Source organism: Thermococcus sp. GR5 (assembly GCF_012027535.1).
GTDB lineage: Archaea > Methanobacteriota_B > Thermococci > Thermococcales > Thermococcaceae > Thermococcus > Thermococcus onnurineus.
Map to the genome: position 1 here is coordinate 204,305 of NZ_SNUN01000001.1, position 15,308 is coordinate 219,612.

The 15,308-nt window shown below is 49.3% G+C and carries 15 protein-coding genes; 6 read left to right on the top strand and 9 right to left on the bottom strand.

Going from position 1 to position 15,308, the window contains the following annotated elements:
• Positions 1-7: 7 nt before the first annotated feature.
• From E3E33_RS00975 to E3E33_RS01005, 7 genes are all read right to left on the bottom strand, one after another.
• Positions 8-769, bottom strand: coding sequence for an NAD+ synthase (locus E3E33_RS00975; protein WP_167711429.1), 762 nt, complete (start codon positions 767-769; stop codon positions 8-10).
• A complete protein-coding gene (locus tag E3E33_RS00980) occupies positions 766-1,242 on the bottom strand; it encodes a hypothetical protein (RefSeq protein ID WP_167711430.1) in 477 nt (158 codons plus the stop codon). The genes E3E33_RS00975 and E3E33_RS00980 overlap by 4 nt, the downstream gene beginning before the upstream one ends.
• 33 nt (positions 1,243-1,275) lie before the next feature.
• Positions 1,276-2,283 carry an ABC transporter ATP-binding protein gene (locus tag E3E33_RS00985; RefSeq protein ID WP_012572730.1) on the bottom strand — a complete coding sequence of 336 codons (1,008 nt, stop codon included), beginning with the start codon at positions 2,281-2,283 and terminating at the stop codon, positions 1,276-1,278.
• Between the two features lie 10 nt (positions 2,284-2,293).
• Complete coding sequence (locus E3E33_RS00990) at positions 2,294-3,253, bottom strand: ABC transporter ATP-binding protein (RefSeq protein ID WP_012572729.1); 960 nt, start codon at positions 3,251-3,253, stop codon at positions 2,294-2,296.
• 10 nt (positions 3,254-3,263) lie between these two features.
• Entirely contained in the window at positions 3,264-4,724 is a 1,461-nt protein-coding gene (locus tag E3E33_RS00995; protein ID WP_167711431.1) for an ABC transporter permease, read from the bottom strand.
• Positions 4,725-4,735: 11 nt separating this feature from the next.
• Positions 4,736-5,779 (bottom strand): ABC transporter permease, encoded by a 1,044-nt coding sequence (locus E3E33_RS01000; protein WP_012572727.1) that lies wholly within the window; start codon positions 5,777-5,779, stop codon positions 4,736-4,738.
• Between the two features lie 200 nt (positions 5,780-5,979).
• On the bottom strand, positions 5,980-8,376 hold the full coding sequence (locus tag E3E33_RS01005; RefSeq protein ID WP_240911985.1) for an ABC transporter substrate-binding protein: 2,397 nt from the start codon (positions 8,374-8,376) through the stop codon (positions 5,980-5,982).
• A gap of 394 nt (positions 8,377-8,770) precedes the next feature.
• Between E3E33_RS01005 and E3E33_RS01010 the strand changes: the two genes are divergently transcribed.
• The 6 genes from E3E33_RS01010 (at position 8,771) to E3E33_RS01035 (ending at position 13,165) form a co-directional block, all read left to right on the top strand.
• Positions 8,771-9,997 (top strand): dihydroorotase, encoded by a 1,227-nt coding sequence (locus E3E33_RS01010; RefSeq protein WP_167711432.1) that lies wholly within the window; start codon positions 8,771-8,773, stop codon positions 9,995-9,997.
• Positions 9,981-10,682 carry a dihydroorotate dehydrogenase electron transfer subunit gene (locus tag E3E33_RS01015; RefSeq protein ID WP_167711433.1) on the top strand — a complete coding sequence of 234 codons (702 nt, stop codon included), beginning with the start codon at positions 9,981-9,983 and terminating at the stop codon, positions 10,680-10,682. The genes E3E33_RS01010 and E3E33_RS01015 overlap by 17 nt, the downstream gene beginning before the upstream one ends.
• Positions 10,683-10,763: 81 nt before the next feature.
• The gene (locus E3E33_RS01020) at positions 10,764-11,633 is read left to right on the top strand and encodes a radical SAM protein (RefSeq protein WP_167711459.1); all 870 of its coding nucleotides are present in this window, start codon (positions 10,764-10,766) and stop codon (positions 11,631-11,633) included.
• A 153-nt stretch (positions 11,634-11,786) separates the two neighbouring features.
• Positions 11,787-11,963 (top strand): hypothetical protein, encoded by a 177-nt coding sequence (locus E3E33_RS01025; protein WP_167711434.1) that lies wholly within the window; start codon positions 11,787-11,789, stop codon positions 11,961-11,963.
• Between the two features lie 54 nt (positions 11,964-12,017).
• A complete protein-coding gene (locus E3E33_RS01030) occupies positions 12,018-12,269 on the top strand; it encodes a hypothetical protein (protein ID WP_167711435.1) in 252 nt (83 codons plus the stop codon).
• 65 nt (positions 12,270-12,334) lie between these two features.
• On the top strand, positions 12,335-13,165 hold the full coding sequence (locus tag E3E33_RS01035) for an ATP-binding protein (RefSeq protein ID WP_167711436.1): 831 nt from the start codon (positions 12,335-12,337) through the stop codon (positions 13,163-13,165).
• 145 nt (positions 13,166-13,310) lie between these two features.
• Here the strand turns inward: E3E33_RS01035 and E3E33_RS01040 are convergent, their stop codons facing one another.
• Both E3E33_RS01040 and E3E33_RS01045 read right to left on the bottom strand, forming a co-directional pair.
• On the bottom strand, positions 13,311-14,525 hold the full coding sequence (locus tag E3E33_RS01040) for a DHHA1 domain-containing protein (protein WP_167711437.1): 1,215 nt from the start codon (positions 14,523-14,525) through the stop codon (positions 13,311-13,313).
• A gap of 5 nt (positions 14,526-14,530) precedes the next feature.
• Positions 14,531-15,304, bottom strand: a complete 774-nt coding sequence (locus E3E33_RS01045) for a methyl-accepting chemotaxis protein (RefSeq protein ID WP_012572718.1) — start codon at positions 15,302-15,304, stop codon at positions 14,531-14,533.
• Positions 15,305-15,308: the final 4 nt, after the last annotated feature.

Consider the following 15,308-nt stretch of genomic DNA (forward strand, 5'->3'; position numbering starts at 1 on the left):
ACTCACCTCAGAATTCAGGGCCCAATGGAAGGCGTCTTTTGTGCTCGCTCCTTTTGACAAGCAGTTCAACGTATTCAACTTTCTCCAACGGAATTCCAAGCTCTTCGGCGATCTTATCCTTGGGCATCTTGAGGTCGACGAGACGCCAGAGAATTTCATCGAGCAGTCTGTAGCTTATTCCCAGCTCGTCCTCGTCGGTCTGGCCCTCCCAGAGACCTGCAGTTGGCTTCTTTTGGATGATTCTTTCTGGAATATCCAAACGCTTGGCCAGCTCCCAAACCTCAGTCTTGTAGATGTTTATGAGCGGTGCGTAGTCACTTGCGCCATCACCCCACTTGGTGAAATAACCCGTCAAAAGCTCACTCCTATTGCTGGTTCCAAGGACGAGGTAGTTTCTAGAGTTGGCGTGAGCATAGAGGAGAATCATCCTTGTTCTGGCCATGATGTTCCCCTTGCTTTTAACATCGAGCTCTCCAACGGCTTTTTCAAACTCATCCACGATGGGCCTTATGTTTATGAGCTTATACTCGATTCCAAGGTTCTCGCAGACGAGTTTTGCATCCTCAACGTCGCCGTTCTCATAGTAGGGCATTATTAAGCCGAGGACCTTCTCCCTGCCAAGAGCTTTAACAGCTAGATAAGCTGTGGTAGCACTATCTATGCCTCCGCTTACTCCTACAACGACACCATTTGCCCTTGCTTCTTCTACTTTCCCTTGAATAAAAGAAACGATTCTCTCAATCACAGCATCGTAGTCCAAACTCCTCATCTCTTACCCTCCTTCACATCCCTTAGGAAGTGGGTGTAACCTATAAAAGCCATAACCGTCCCCACGAGCATGAGCACGAAGGCTATGAGAGAATATATAGCATAGGGATAGTCTTTCGCACTGACGGTGTAGGTATAGTTGACGGTTCCATTAAAAACGTCTATCACTGGCCGAGTCGTGGGTATTATCTTCACGGTCCCATTTAGCTGGGTGTATTTTTCTGTAGCGTTTCCCTGTATCACGGAGAAAGTTGCATTGGACGAAGAGATGATAAGAGTGCGGTTGTAATAGACGTAGCTCTTTTCAAAGTCCTCATCTCCAAGAAAATGCCTGCCCTTACCAAGTGTGCCATTGGATGAGTAGGACTTATCAACCCCATAAAGCCCCATAGCAGAAATTATCAATGCCAAGAGGAGCATTATCAGGCCGGCCCTCAGAAAAGGATACTCAAGCGCCTCTCTCAGTGTTCCCATGGATCTCACCTAAAAGAAAATGTTGAAGAGAAGTCAGTACTTGCCAACGAGGTGGCACTCCGCGAAGTGGTTGTGTTCGTACTCGACGAGCTGCGGATGCTTGACATCACAGAGTCCCTTCTGAGCGTAGATGCACCTCGGGTGGAATCTGCATCCCGGTGGAATCTCGGCGGCGTTTGGAACTTCACCCTTAATTGGAAGCTCCTTGATGACGTTCCTCCTCTCTGGCTTCGGCTCTGGGACTGCAGCGAGGAGTGCCCGAGTGTACGGGTGAAGCGGGTTGTCAATGACTTTCTCAGCGGGACCCATCTCCACGATCCTTCCCAGATACATGACCGCAATGTAGTCGGCGAAGTATCTGGCCGTTGAGAGGTCGTGGGTGATGTAGAGGTAGGTAACGCCCATCTTCTCCTTGAGCTCCTTCATTAGTTCGAGGATCTCTGCCCTGATGGACACGTCAAGCATTGAAACAGGTTCGTCGGCAACTATGAACGTCGGGTTCAATATGAGCGCCCTAGCGATAGCGACACGCTGTCTCTGACCGCCAGAGAGCATGTGTGGGAACCTTCCGACGTAGTCCTCCGGCGGGGTTATCTTGACCATCTCAAGAGCCTTGTAGATGAGCTCCTCACGTTCGGCCTTGGTTTCGCCAATGCCGTGTATGAGGAGCGGCTCCTCGAGAATGTCGAATATCCTGAAACGCGGATTCATCGAGCTGAACGGGTCCTGGAAGATTATCTGAACACGCCTCCTGTAATCCAGGATTTCCTCTTTGGTCTTAATGTTGGTAACATCCTTGCCTTCAAGGTATATCTTACCCTCTGTTGGCTCGAGGAGCTTGACTATGAGCTTACCAGTGGTTGACTTACCACAGCCGCTCTCACCAACGAGAGCAAAGACCTCCTGCTTTTCGATCTCGAAGCTTATGCCGTCGACAGCCCTCACGTACCTCTGAGGCTCACCTTTGAGGGTGCTGATGAATCCTCTCTTGATTGGGAAGTGCTTCTTAAGGTTTTCAACTTTGAGTACCGGCTCCGCCATCTCTCACACCTCACAGCAACCAGCATGCGGCGTAGTGATCCTTATCAATCTCCTTCAGCTCAGGCTCCTGCTCCTTACAAACCTGCATCGCGTACGGACACCTCGGGTGGAAGCGGCATCCTTTTGGTGGTGTGATGAGATTGGGTGGCTGTCCCGGAATGAACTCAAGTCTCTCAACGTCTTCGTGAAGCCTCGGTATAGCAGCGAGGAGCTTCTGGGTGTATGGGTGAGCCGGCTCGTAGTAAATCTTCTCGCTGTCACCTATCTCGATGATCTTACCGGCGTACATTATCGCAACGCGGTCGCTGATCTCAGCGAGAATGCTAAGGTCATGTGTGATGAATATCATTGACAGTCCGAGCTCCTTCTTGAGCTTCTTCATGAGGTTTATGATCTGTGCCTGCACAACGACGTCAAGTGCCGTTGTCGGCTCGTCGGCTATAACCACATCAGGCTCGAGGAGCAGGGCGGTGGCGATGATGACACGCTGCTTCATACCGCCTGAAAGCTCGTGCGGATAGCGATAGACGATGTCAGGTGGGAGGCCAACGAGCTCAAGATACTTCTGGGCCCTGTCGAGGGCATCGTCCTTGTCCATACCCTTATGGAGTATAAGGGGCTCAGTCATCTGATAACCAATGGTGTAAACTGGGTTGAGGGCGTTCATTGCACCCTGGAATATCATGGATATCTTCTGCCAGCGTATCTCCTTCCTGAGCACGTCCTCCGGAAGACCAACTATCTCCCTCCCGTCTATCTTGATGCTACCGCTGACTATCTTTCCTGGAGAAGTGGGCATTCCCATTAAAGTAAAACCAAGGGAGGACTTGCCGCATCCACTTTCACCGGCAAGTCCCAGCACTTCACCCTTCTTGAGGTTGAAGGTGATGTTGTCCACGGCCTTGACGACACCTTTGCTGGTGAAGTAATACATCTTGAGATCTTTAACTTCGAGCACGTTCTTAGCCATTTATATCACCTCACAGCCTCCTGAGCCTCGGGTTGAGTATCTTGTCGAGGGCCGTACCTATAAGCACGAAGGTAAGGCCAACCACAGCGATTCCAAGTCCCGGCGGAATGACCCACCACCAGTAACCCTTAGTCGTTGCCGCCTGATTCTGCGCCGCGTTAAGTATCTGACCCCAAGTAACGGCCGTCGGATCACCGATACCAAGGAAGCTCAGTGAGGCCTCAGCGATAACCGCACCTGGAACGCTAAGGGCTATAACGGCGAACGCATACGGGAGCAGCTGTGGGAGGATGTGCTTGAAGATTATCCTACCATTGCCAGCACCAAGGGCCTTAGCTGCCTCAATGTAAGTCTGCTCCTTGATCTGGAGTGCCATACTCCTCGAAATCCTTGCGATTCCCATCCATCCGAAGATTACCAACAGCGCCACTATGAACCAGAGGGTAATGTGTCCGGCAGTGGCACCTATGAGGATAAGTATAGGCAGACTCGGAATGGAGGCGAATATCTCGTTGATACGCATCATGAACTCGTCGGCGTTTCCACCGAGGTAGGCACTGGTAACTCCATAGATAAGGCCTATAATAGTCTGAAGGATGGAAACTAGTATACCAATGGTTATTGAGACTCTGCTACCCCAGATCAGGCCAGCCCAAAGATCCCTGCCAAGGTAATCTGTTCCCATAGTTCCATAGGTTCTTCCGAGGAATGTTATTTTGATGTTATCATAGTTAACTTCATTAACCGGCCTAGGCTTATGTATAACAATCTCAAGTTTATATGTTCCCCAAAGGGGCTTTGGATTTTCTATGACCTCATCTGGGCCAGTGGCTCCAGTGAGATCTGCAAAGAGTGGAGCAATCATATCGTTGATGAGTATTGTCTGGAGCGGGACATCAAGAGGAGTGATATTTTGGCCAGTGGTTTTATAGACGAGCCACATATAGATCATTTTTGAGATTTCGCTATCCCTTCCAACAGCTATTGTAACGTCACTACTCAGTTCTTTATCTTTTACAAGCAATACTTTATCGCCATCTGGACGAATAAGGTAAACTGATATTGTGGGAACACCGATTGGGCTATTCAATGTGACATTGAAACCGTTTATGATGATACCTTGGGGCCCATAATAGTAATTCTCTGGAACATTGTAATTTACTGTTATTATGGTATCTTTGTCTTGAGTAACCACATTAACGTCAGGATCGTTCAAAGTATACACTAAATGAGGCATCAGCTTCTGAGATGTAAACATATTATACCAAGTAGGCGGAACATTTTTCGGGTTCTCTTCCCAGTACTGGGAGTTTCTCCACTTTGTTGGGAGATCAGGGATAGTAGTTTGAGGAGCCGTAAGTGCAACAAGCACTAGTATGACGAGGAGGACCACACCGGCTATGCCGGTCTTCTCCCTCTTGAATTCATCAAGGAATTCCTTAAATCCCTCTTTGATGTCAACCCATCTCATCGTGAATCACCTCACATCTTGGCAGAAGCACCGACCTTAACACGCGGATCGAGGAATCCATACACCATGTCAGCGAGGACGACTCCCGATAGGTAGAGCACTGTGAAGAAGTACGTCAGTCCTATGAGGAGGTTGGTCTCATTCTGCTGGAGGGCAACCCAGTAAAGTCTGCCCATTCCAGGATAGTTGAAGACAAGCTCACTGATTATTGCACCACCAAGTGAACCAAGGAGGGCGAAGATCACCATAGTCACTATTGGCGGAGCAGCAGCACGAAGGGCATGACCATAGATAATCTTGTGCTCTGGCACACCCTTAGCCCTAGCAGCCATGATGAAGTCCTCCTGGAGGGTACCAATCATGATGTTCCTGGTAGTCCATGCCCATCCACCGAAAGCTACAAAGACATACGTGAGTACTGGAAGTGCTAGCTTGTGTATCCTATCTATAAGTGTATCATTTGGTTCAAACATTGAGGACATTGGGAACAAGCCAAACTTGTATGCAAAGATAAGTATAAACATCATTCCTGTCCACCACATTGGTAGACTATACGTGAGCAACGCAAAGACTGACAATGCTCTATCGAAAACACTCCCAGCGTGCCTAGCTGCCCTAACTCCAAGGAAAAGACCCAGTATAATCGTGATTATTGTTGCCGTTGTAAAGAGCACCACACTTCTCGGAAGGGCAACTCTAATTATTTTGGAAACGTTGTTAGTTCCGAAGATTGGCATTTTGGTTGTGCCAAAATCCAACTCGAGAGTACGAATTGCTTTGTTAATAACCTTCTCCCAGTAGGGGACATCAAGCTCATACTTTCTTCTAAGTTCTTCTATTTTAGTGGCTTTCACTTTTTCATATTCTTCTATACCTGCAGTTTGCTTAATGATTTTACCTTCGGTTTTATCCCAGTTCATAAGCTCCTCAAACATCGCGGCCTTGTTGCTTTCCTCGGCAACCTTAACGAAGAGCGCCGATATAATAAATGTCACTATCAAGAGAACAATAATTGCGTTCACAATTCTAAACGCAAGGTACTTGAGATACCCCATCCTTTCACCCCCACGTAGGTTGCTCGTGTTTGATGTATCTTTTTCAGCATTGTAAAACTGACTTTATATATCTTACTGCATCGATGTACACATTTTCACAGAATGCACAGAAAAGTTAATTCCCTCATCAGAAAGCGGCATCACAAGAACGCTAAGACAGAGTCAACAAAACAGAAACAAAAAAGAGGGAAAGAACGAAATCACTTCTTCTTGGTGAAGTACCAGGCCGCGCCGGCAATGATGATTATCACGAGGCCGACGAGGACGTAAGTGGTGGTACTGGTTCCGCTCGGAGTGGTGGTCGTAGTGGTAGTGGTGGTAGTCTCTTCGATGGTGGTCGTAGTGGTAGTGGTGGTCGTAGTGGTAGTCTCAGCCGGAGCGTAGAACTTGCCGATGTAGGTCAGGAACTCAGCAACGGTAGCAGTGTTCTTGTGTCCGTTCTCCGGGCCCTGACCGTTCGGAGTGTATCCTCCCCAGTTGGTGTAGAAGAATGCACTGTAGCCGTCAATCCACTGGCTCGGCAGTCCACCAGCACCCCATCCGCCAGTGTAGATGTTCCAGTTGTAGTTGCTTGGGGGCTCTGCAAAGACAACTCCACCTGCCTTCTGCCTGTCCCAGAGGAGCTTCTCAACCTTGAAGCCAAGCTTCTGCTCGATAAGGTCAGCGACGTAAAGGCCAATCTCCTTCCTCTCGTCCTCGATACGGATAATGAACTTGACGGTTACTGGCTCACCGTCGAAGTACCAGTAACCATCATCCTTCTTCTCAAGAGTGTGACCGTACTTGGCAACCTGCTCCTGAGCCTTCTTCATGCCCTCCTCAAAGAGCTGGAGAGCATAGTTCTCGTTTCCAGTTGAAGTGAGACCGAGAGCCTCGTAGACGACATTGATGTACTTAGCAGCTGGGTGGCTGGGTCTTATACAGCCGAGCATTGGAGCACCGCTACCCTGGTAGATATTCTGGACGATGTAGTCCCTATTGATAAGCCAGTTCATGGCAAACCTAACTTCCCTGACGGCAAACGGGTTGAAGTAAACCTTGTCACCAACGGTAACGATCGGAGCATCCTTGTCCGGGTCATGCCAAGTGTTGAAAGTCAGCTCATTGTACGAGCTGGCACTCTTGTACAGGTTAAGGTTGGAGAGAATGTCCGAACCAAGGCCCTGGTATTTTCCAGCGGCGAAGGCGAACATACCAAGGTCGTACTCACCCTTGGCGATCTGGAGGATAACAGTCTCCTGGTTCTGGACACCCTGGTAGATTATCTCCTCAGCATAGCCCTCCTTCGGGAGGGTGTCACCAAAGACGGTCCTCTCACCGGTGAACTTCCTAAGCTCGAGGTAAAGTGCTCCTGGGTCATATTTGGTAAGGACATACGGACCGTTGCTTATGAAGATGTGGCCGTAGGTGTTGTAGAACTGGACATCGGCGTTAAGCCTGTCCTTGGCGGCGTTCCAGTCAATTCCTGGGAAGTTGCCCTTAGCATTGCCGTTAATTATGTCGTTAATAACCTTAACAAGGTCGTCAACGTGCTCCTTGGTAAGGAGGTCGAGCCAGAGGACGCCCTCACCACTGCTGCTGAAGGAGTAGGTCTTGTCAATGCCATAGTCCTTGCTCCTAGCGACAAGCTCACCCATTGCCCAGTAGAGCTCCCACGGCATGCTCGGGTAATAGACATAGAAGCTAGCAGTCATGTCATCAGCAAGTGGGTGCTTGTAAGTACCGTAAACCACATAACCATCATCAGTCCACTGGAATCCATAAACCTGGGTGAACCTGCTGGCAGTTCCAGAGAGACCGGGGTCATAGTACCTGTCGTCCGGAGTGTCCTGGTAGGCCCACGTGTAAAGGAAGGCAATATAGTTCTTTATGTCGTTGATGTCACCCTTTACGCCGTTGTGCCACTCCCCAACGTCACACTTAACGGTAATCTTAACAGGAACAGACTCACCAGCGTGAGCGGCAATCCAGCCCTGGGTCTGGTTGTAAATAACGGCATCCTCAGGAACGGTGAACTCGCCCTTCTCAAGGGTCCACGTACACCTGTACGGAGCGTAAACACCATCAAAGTTCGTCGAACCACCATAGTCAGTTATGAGGTTCATAACCCTGTTGGAGTAGACACTGGTTATACCTCCAATCGGGTTAATGGCATCCATGAAGAGGGCACCCGTAGAGGCGAACTGGGCGATCTTGAGCTTCTTGTCCGGAGTCTCAGCCGTCATGACGTTCCAGCGGGTTCCGATACCAACGTTCGGGTCGGCGAGTATCTTGGTAACCCTCTGCTTGTTGGCCGGATAGAACTCCCAGTTCTCGACTATGAATACCCTTGGGCTCTCAAAGATACCAAGACCAAGGGCTATCTTAGCGAGATCCCAGAACTGGTCTGGGGACTCAACAGTGTAAGTCTTGCCATCTTTCTCATAGGAGAATTCTGCAGTAAGGTGCGTAAGATCGTCCTCTGTCCACTGGAGTATGTCTCCCAGCTTGTCGGGAGTGGTGTAGTAGGTGGTTCCGAGAGCCTCAAGGCCGTACTTGATGAGTTCCTCGTCGGTATAGGCACTCACTGGATTCACAAAAAACAAACTAAACAGCATCAAGCCCATAACAAACAATCCCAAAGCCTTCTTCATATTCCACTGCCTCCTTCACTTTTTGGCAATGTTGCCATATGTGGTGTACAATGGCATGACAATATACATTGAAAGCCTATTTAAGGGTTACGTTCTTGTAAAAGTATTCCCGATGAAAAAAAGCATTCCTGGCCGAGATCACCAGTTTTAAAGTTTTTGTTACTTTATTTTTTATTTGCGTCTTCTGGAGACAGTTTTATTAAAAACAAATAGTTAAAACAAGATAAATCACGAAAAAAAGATTTCACAATTATGGGGAAACCCGAAAAAATCGTTAGCTACCTTTTAGACAGTCATGGAAATGGGCGATAGGGCAAAAAACTTAAAATCCTTAGGTCTTCATCCCCGTGCGGGCACTATGTATGACCTAGTTCTAAAAGGAAAGCTTCTGAAAGATGGAAAACTGATAGAAGGAAACATAGGGATTCTCGATGGTAGAATCTCCCGAATTTCCCGCAGTGACTTGAGGGGAGAAGAGGTGTTACAGATTGACCGGGGGAGGATTATCCTTCCCGGATTGATAGATGTTCACGTCCACCTCAGGGACTTCAGGCAGAAATCAAAGGAGACCATCAGAACAGGAACAATGGCAGCCCTACACGGCGGGATAACCACAGTTTTTGACATGCCCAACACGGACCCACCGATAACTAACTCGGAGACCTTTGAGTTCCGCCAGGCTACGCTCAGGAGAAAATCCTACGCGGACTATTTCCTAAGTTTCCTCATCGCCGGGAATTGTGAAGAGGCAAAAAAAGTACAGGCAGGCTTCTACAAAATATTCATGGGCGCCTCTACAGGGGGCATATATTCTGAGGACTTTGAGAGTGACTACGCCTGTGCGCCCGGTATAGTCAGCGTTCATGCCGAAGACGCAAGGATAATTCGGGAAAAACCAGAGAGACCACCGGAGGCTGAAGTCAGGGCAATAAAAGAAGCTCTCGAAGCAGCGGAAAGGCTGAAGAAGCCTCTCAATATCTGCCACGTCTCGACAGCCGATGGCATGAAGCTAATCACGAAGAAAAACCTTCCGTGGGTAAGTTTTGAGGTGACACCTCATCACCTCTTTCTCACGAGAAAGGACTACGAGAGGAACCCGCTTTTCAAAGTTTACCCTCCTCTGAGAAGGGAAAGTGACAGAGCGTTCATGTGGAAGAACTTCAGCAAGATCCCACTCATAGCAAGCGACCATGCACCCCACACCCAGGAGGATAAAGAAAACGGGGCAGCCGGAATTCCAGGACTTGAAACCGAAGTTGCCTTACTTCTCGATGCTACGAACAGAGGGATGATCAGTCTTAAGGACATCGTCGAGAAGATGCACACTAATCCTATTAGAATATTTGGAATAAGAAACAAAGGTCTGGAGATTGGGAAGGACGCGGATTTCACTATCATTGATATGAAAGAGGAATGGGTCGTAAAGCCAGAGGAGTTCTACACCAAAGCAAGATGGAGTCCATGGGAGGGTAAAAAGCTTAGAGGAAAGGTCGTGATGACCGTTCTCCGTGGTAGCGTTGTTATGGAGGAAGATGAAATCATAGGAAAGCCGCGGGGGGTTAAGATCAATGCTGGAAAGGGTTAAGCTCAAAGAAGTTTGGAAAGTTGCTAGGGACGTGAAGGCATTTAGATTTGAGAGAGACTTTGATTTCAAAGCGGGCCAGTTCATCATGGCGTGGCTTCCTGGGGTTGGGGAAAAGCCCTTCAGCCTAGCGGATAGGGACCTTATAGTAGTCAAGCGCGTTGGGCCATTTACGAGCAGGCTCTTTGAGCTGGACGAAGGAGATTACATCTGGCTCCGCGGCCCATATGGCAACGGCTTCGAGCCAAAGGGGAAGAAAATAGCCCTCGTCGGCGGCGGCATAGGCCTCCCACCACTCTATGCATTCGCCAAGCGGAACGCAGGGAAGTTCGAGAAAATCACGCTCATCTACGGTGCCAAAACAAAGGAAGAACTGGCGCTCATGGACATCGAGAGATACGTCGATGAAATCATGGTAACCACCGACGACGGCTCGGCTGGAAGAAAAGGCTTTCCGACAGATGTTCTCGCAGAGAGGAAGGAAGAATTCGACCAAATCTACGCCTGCGGCCCGGGGCCTATGCTAAAAGCCGTATTACGGATCATGGACTACAGAAACGTCCAAGTTTCCGCGGAGAGGTACATGAAGTGCGGCATAGGAGTATGCGGCAACTGTGCACTGGGACCATATCTCGTTTGTAAAGATGGTCCCGTCTTCGACGGCTCAAAGCTCATGGAACTTCTTTGACCAATCATATTTTTAAACTCCTTTTCTCCTCCACCCTCGGTGAGAACCGTGAAATATTCGTGGGAAGAATTCGCGAGAAAAATGGGTGTTGAGCCTCAGATTCTGGAGAACGAAGAGGCGAGACTGTTAAAGAGGTTCGTTGACGATCTGGTCTATCCGTCCCACTGTCAGTTCTGTCAGGGACTGGATCTGAGCAATCCCAATCCGGTTCATCATCCAAGCTACGAGCTTACTCCAGCGTGCAACCACGACTGCATATTCTGCTATTCAAACGTGGCAGTAAAGCTTGGAAAGGCACCGAAGCCGGGCTATTACGGCTGGGAAAACCCAAAGGCAATAACGGTTTCACAGTACGGGGAGCCACTGTTTTCACCTAGGATAGTGGAAGTCAACAGAATGCTCCGCGAGAGGTTTCCGGAGGCCAGACTTGATCTACAGACCAACGGTTCCCTCTTAACGGAAGAGTTCTGGCAGAAACTGGACTTTGACCTCGTTATGATAAGCCTCGACGCGGCCACCAGGGAGAAGCACCTGGCCATAACCAACGCTGACACCTTCGACAACGTCGTCAACGCGCTCAGAATAGTTGGGAGAGATAAATCCGTCCGCTCCATCGTTAGGACGATATTCATGCCGGGAATAAACGACGAGGACATACCGAAGATAGCCGAATTAGCAGCTTCACTTGGCGTGGACGAGATGATGCTCCAGCCGCTAACGGTGCACGAGCTGAACGTTGAGAGGCTGAGAAAAGCAGGTCTTGACTTTGAGAGGGCAGAAAGTATCCGGGAGTACCTCAAGGCCGCAATGAAGGCGAAGGAATATATAGATGTCCGCATAAGCGGCTGTCAGCTGGCGATATATCGGACAATGGATCCTCTGACGCTTTTCAGCGCGAGAAGGATTGCAAGGGATGTTGCCCCTCTTGTGAAGCGGAAGCGGCTTCTTTAGTTACCACTCGTAAGTTTTAAGTATTTTTATTTTCCAAGACACCCTTCGGTGAGCGCCATGCTCCATGAGATTCTTGCGTAGTTTTTTCTGCTGGGATTTCTCCTGATTAACGTTATGGTTATATTTATCAGGCTCTCTGATAGCATAGCCGGAATGACGTGGAGAAAGCTGCTCAGGCTTGAGATACCCGAAAACGAAAAGAAGAACCTGGAAAAGTTTTATACCATTGTCTGGATAACAGTTGGGACTTGGGCCTTCTGGCAGCTGAAGAACGCTAGCTGGATTGCAGCAATATTCGGCTTCATTGCCTTCAGAAGCAGGCAAACATAACGAGAACTCTCGTTTATGGCCTCCACGATACCCGGCTCATAGAACAGTACACCGATGATAGTAGAGTTCTGGCCCTCGTTGGAAAGACTACCGGCTGTCCATTCTCACGAGACTATTTTTGTGGTAGCTTTCGCTTTGGTGTACAAGACCCTTTCTGTGACGCTCAACCCCAACGGGATGAGTGCCAACAGCCTCATCATACTCCTCTGGCTGAGTGGCTTGGCTTTTGGAGTACTCTTCGGGCGGCTCATAACTAGGAACAACCAAGGAATACTCCTAAGAAACGCAATGATAACTGTGGGCTAGGAACTCCTCAAAGGGGAAAATTCTTCAGGAGGTAGTTTTTTAAACTGCCCTTCTTTCTCCCCATCATGCTCAAGTGCTCACTCTGCATCCACGACGAGAGAACGGCAAAGATAGATATCCTCGACGGAAAGCCGATATGTAGGGAGTGTCAGGTCCACCTGAGGCACCCCTTCAACAGAGAGGCCATAAGGCAAGAGCTCGATGATTTAATGAAAAAGGTCGATAAAGCCATTCTCGCCTTTTCAGGCGGTAAAGACAGCACAGTGGCTCTCTATCTTGCCAAAGAAGTCTACAAGGTTCCAGAACTTGAGGCTGTCATGATAGATCACGGACTCATGGCGGAAGAGGCAATAGAAAACGCTAAAAGGATAGCCGGGCACCTCAACATCCCTTTCAGAATTCTGCGCTACGACTATTCCGACATCTTCAGGGAAGCTCTGTTAAAGGCGGAGTCACCCTGCAGGCGCTGCTCCAAGAGGACTATGGAGAGGCTCAGAAAATATGCCCTCAAAAAGGGCTACCGCTACATAATCACTGGGCACGAGCTTCCCTTCGGACATCATCCCTACAGGCTCATGAGCGGCGGTGTGATGCAGATAAGACTGCTAAGCCTGATGCCAGAGAGCGAGAGGCTTGAGATACTCAAAAATCTCCCATTCAAGCTCCCCGAACTTACAGGATACACCACCAACTGCCTCGTCTTAGGACCAGCTCTGGAGCGCTACTGGGAGAAGCACGGCCACAGCTTCGAGCACAGAAGGATAGCTGCCCTTGTCCGCTATGGCCTGCTGGATAAGGAGAAAGCCGAGAGGGAAGTGGCGAAGCCCAAAGTGCCTGAGAAGCAGAGGAAGCTCGTGTACTCCAAGCTTGGACTTGATATGCCAATACTAGAGTAATGCTTTAATTCATGTGAAGATTTTATTTTATCCTCAATTTATGGGGGAACAAATTACTCCTATGTTGCAAACGTTTATAAAGTGTTACATTGGACTAAAGCCTGTGAAAGTAGCCACAAGTCGTGAAGAAAAAGAGGGGATAGCATCACGAAAGGTAAGTTTTCAGAATGTTCAGAGCTGTTCTCAGAACGTCCTCCGGTGGGAGTTTAAATCCACCTCCCCTTGCCAGCATCTCGCCCCCACCTCCGCCACCACCAACCTTGGCAAGGACTTCCTTAAGGAGCTCGTTCATCGATATCCCTTCCACGTCCCTGTTCTTGGCGAAGATTACGTAGTTCTTTCCTACAACGAGAGCGATTGTTCCAGGGTTCTTATCGACGAGGTAAACCACGAAGGCCTGAGCGTCCTTCATGTCGGCACTCTCAATGTGGGAGACAATCCTCACTCCACCAATCTCCTCGGCCCTATCGAGCAAAGCCTTTGCCTTCCACTCCCACAGTTCTTTCCTTAGATTATCCTTTTCCTCCTCGAGTTTATCAAGCTCCGCTTTGAGATCCTTCACACGCTCAACGAGGGGGCGGTTCTTGTTGGGCATCTCATCGAGACTCTCCCAGTAGTCAGCTAGGAGCTTGTTAAGGTATTTGAGGGCCCGGTTTCCAGCCACAAACTCTATGCGCCAGAGTTTCTTGCTCTTTCTGTAGAAACGGAGCACCTTAATGAGACCTATCTCGGAGGTGTTCCTCACGTGAGTTCCGCCACAGGGGGTTCTATCAATGTCGCCAATCATCACTATCCTTACCCTGTCGGTAACCTTGCTCACGTGCTTACGGAGAGTCCGGGCTATATCGTCAGGAAGGTCCTTGAACTCCTCAACCGTTACGGGAATAGCCTCCCAGACGATACTGTTTGCCTCTATCTCGGCCCTTGTTATCATCTCCCAGTCAAGCTCGCCGTTGACCTCTATCTTGTTGTAGTCATCAAAGATTTGAAAGCCAGTAGTGTCAAGGCCGTATAGATTCTTCAGAACAGCCGAGAGAATGTGCTGGCCGGTGTGGTTCTTCATGTTCTCGTAGCGCCAATCCCAGTCAAGGACGAGTCTGACCCTTTCCCCAGCCTCAGGGAGGCGACCTTCAAGCTTTCCCTCATGCCATATCCTGTCCCTCTCGTAGACCCTGTCCACCAAGACCCTGAAGCCGTTCCCCTCTATAACTCCTCTGTCCGAGGGCTGGCCTCCGCCCTCAGGATAGAAGATAGTCCTGTCAAGGGCGAGCCTAATAACACCGTTTCCCTGCTCGACAGCCTGAACAACGGCCTCGGATCCTTTCAGGTAGGGATACAAGTAAAAAAGGTGCTCTGTCATCACCATCACCCGCTTAGACCCCCATTGGAGCGCTCCATCTGCTCCTTTGCGTACTCACTAACCATCATCCTGAGCAGGGAAGCGAGCTCCTTGCTGTACTTGTCCTGCATGTCCGAGAATTTCCTCAGCGCAAGGGCGATACCGTTAAGGCGCTTGATGTCGTTTACAATCTCCTCCTGCTCGCGGGAAATCTCATCAAGGACGGAACTTATCTCCACTATGGTTTCAATGTCCCTGCCGAGTATCTCAGTGCCCTCCTTGATCCGATCCATCACAGCGAGGGCATCGCGAAGCGTGTCGAGCTGACCCATGACGCGGGCGTTGAAGTCCTTTATCTCCTTAGCAAGGTTCATAGTCTGAACGGCCATCTTCCGAATCTCATCCGCCACAACTGCGAAGCCCCTGCCAGCTTCCCCTGCCCTCGCGGCTTCAATCGAAGCATTTAGGGCCACCAAGTTGGTCTGCTTTGCAACACTTGCTATGGAGTCGCTTATGCGAGATATGTACTCAAGATTTTCAACGAGGGTGTTGAACTCTTTGGCAAACACCTCAAAGCGCTGGAAAAATGGTAAAAACTCCGTCTGAAAGCGCTCAAGCTCTTTCATCACCTGAGAGAGCTTTTCAATATTCTCGATAATTACCATGTTATTCTCAAGAAACTGCCCGCTGATCTGATCCGCAAGCTCGTCGATAATCTTGCTGGACTCCCTGCTGGAAGTCTTTATCCTGACCGACTGGGCCAGTGCACTCGATGCCTTCTCGATGCTCCTGATGTTCATGGTA

Excerpts from the sequence above, each read along its gene's own strand:
- E3E33_RS00980 (WP_167711430.1), bottom strand. The coding sequence starts at position 1,242 with ATGGGAACACTGAGAGAGGCGCTTGAGTATCCTTTTCTGAGGGCCGGC.
- E3E33_RS01035 (WP_167711436.1), top strand. The coding sequence starts at position 12,335 with ATGCTCAAGTGCTCACTCTGCATCCACGACGAGAGAACGGCAAAGATA.
- E3E33_RS01005 (WP_240911985.1), bottom strand. The coding sequence starts at position 8,376 with ATGCTGTTTAGTTTGTTTTTTGTGAATCCAGTGAGTGCCTATACCGAC.
- E3E33_RS00990 (WP_012572729.1), bottom strand. The coding sequence starts at position 3,253 with ATGGCTAAGAACGTGCTCGAAGTTAAAGATCTCAAGATGTATTACTTC.
- E3E33_RS01000 (WP_012572727.1), bottom strand. The coding sequence starts at position 5,779 with ATGGGGTATCTCAAGTACCTTGCGTTTAGAATTGTGAACGCAATTATT.
- E3E33_RS01040 (WP_167711437.1), bottom strand. The coding sequence starts at position 14,525 with ATGACAGAGCACCTTTTTTACTTGTATCCCTACCTGAAAGGATCCGAG.
- E3E33_RS01010 (WP_167711432.1), top strand. The coding sequence starts at position 8,771 with ATGTATGACCTAGTTCTAAAAGGAAAGCTTCTGAAAGATGGAAAACTG.
- E3E33_RS00975 (WP_167711429.1), bottom strand. The coding sequence starts at position 769 with ATGAGGAGTTTGGACTACGATGCTGTGATTGAGAGAATCGTTTCTTTT.
- E3E33_RS01045 (WP_012572718.1), bottom strand. The coding sequence starts at position 15,304 with ATGAACATCAGGAGCATCGAGAAGGCATCGAGTGCACTGGCCCAGTCG.
- E3E33_RS01030 (WP_167711435.1), top strand. The coding sequence starts at position 12,018 with ATGATAGTAGAGTTCTGGCCCTCGTTGGAAAGACTACCGGCTGTCCAT.
- E3E33_RS00995 (WP_167711431.1), bottom strand. The coding sequence starts at position 4,724 with ATGAGATGGGTTGACATCAAAGAGGGATTTAAGGAATTCCTTGATGAA.
- E3E33_RS00985 (WP_012572730.1), bottom strand. The coding sequence starts at position 2,283 with ATGGCGGAGCCGGTACTCAAAGTTGAAAACCTTAAGAAGCACTTCCCA.
- E3E33_RS01025 (WP_167711434.1), top strand. The coding sequence starts at position 11,787 with ATGACGTGGAGAAAGCTGCTCAGGCTTGAGATACCCGAAAACGAAAAG.
- E3E33_RS01015 (WP_167711433.1), top strand. The coding sequence starts at position 9,981 with ATGCTGGAAAGGGTTAAGCTCAAAGAAGTTTGGAAAGTTGCTAGGGAC.
- E3E33_RS01020 (WP_167711459.1), top strand. The coding sequence starts at position 10,764 with ATGGGTGTTGAGCCTCAGATTCTGGAGAACGAAGAGGCGAGACTGTTA.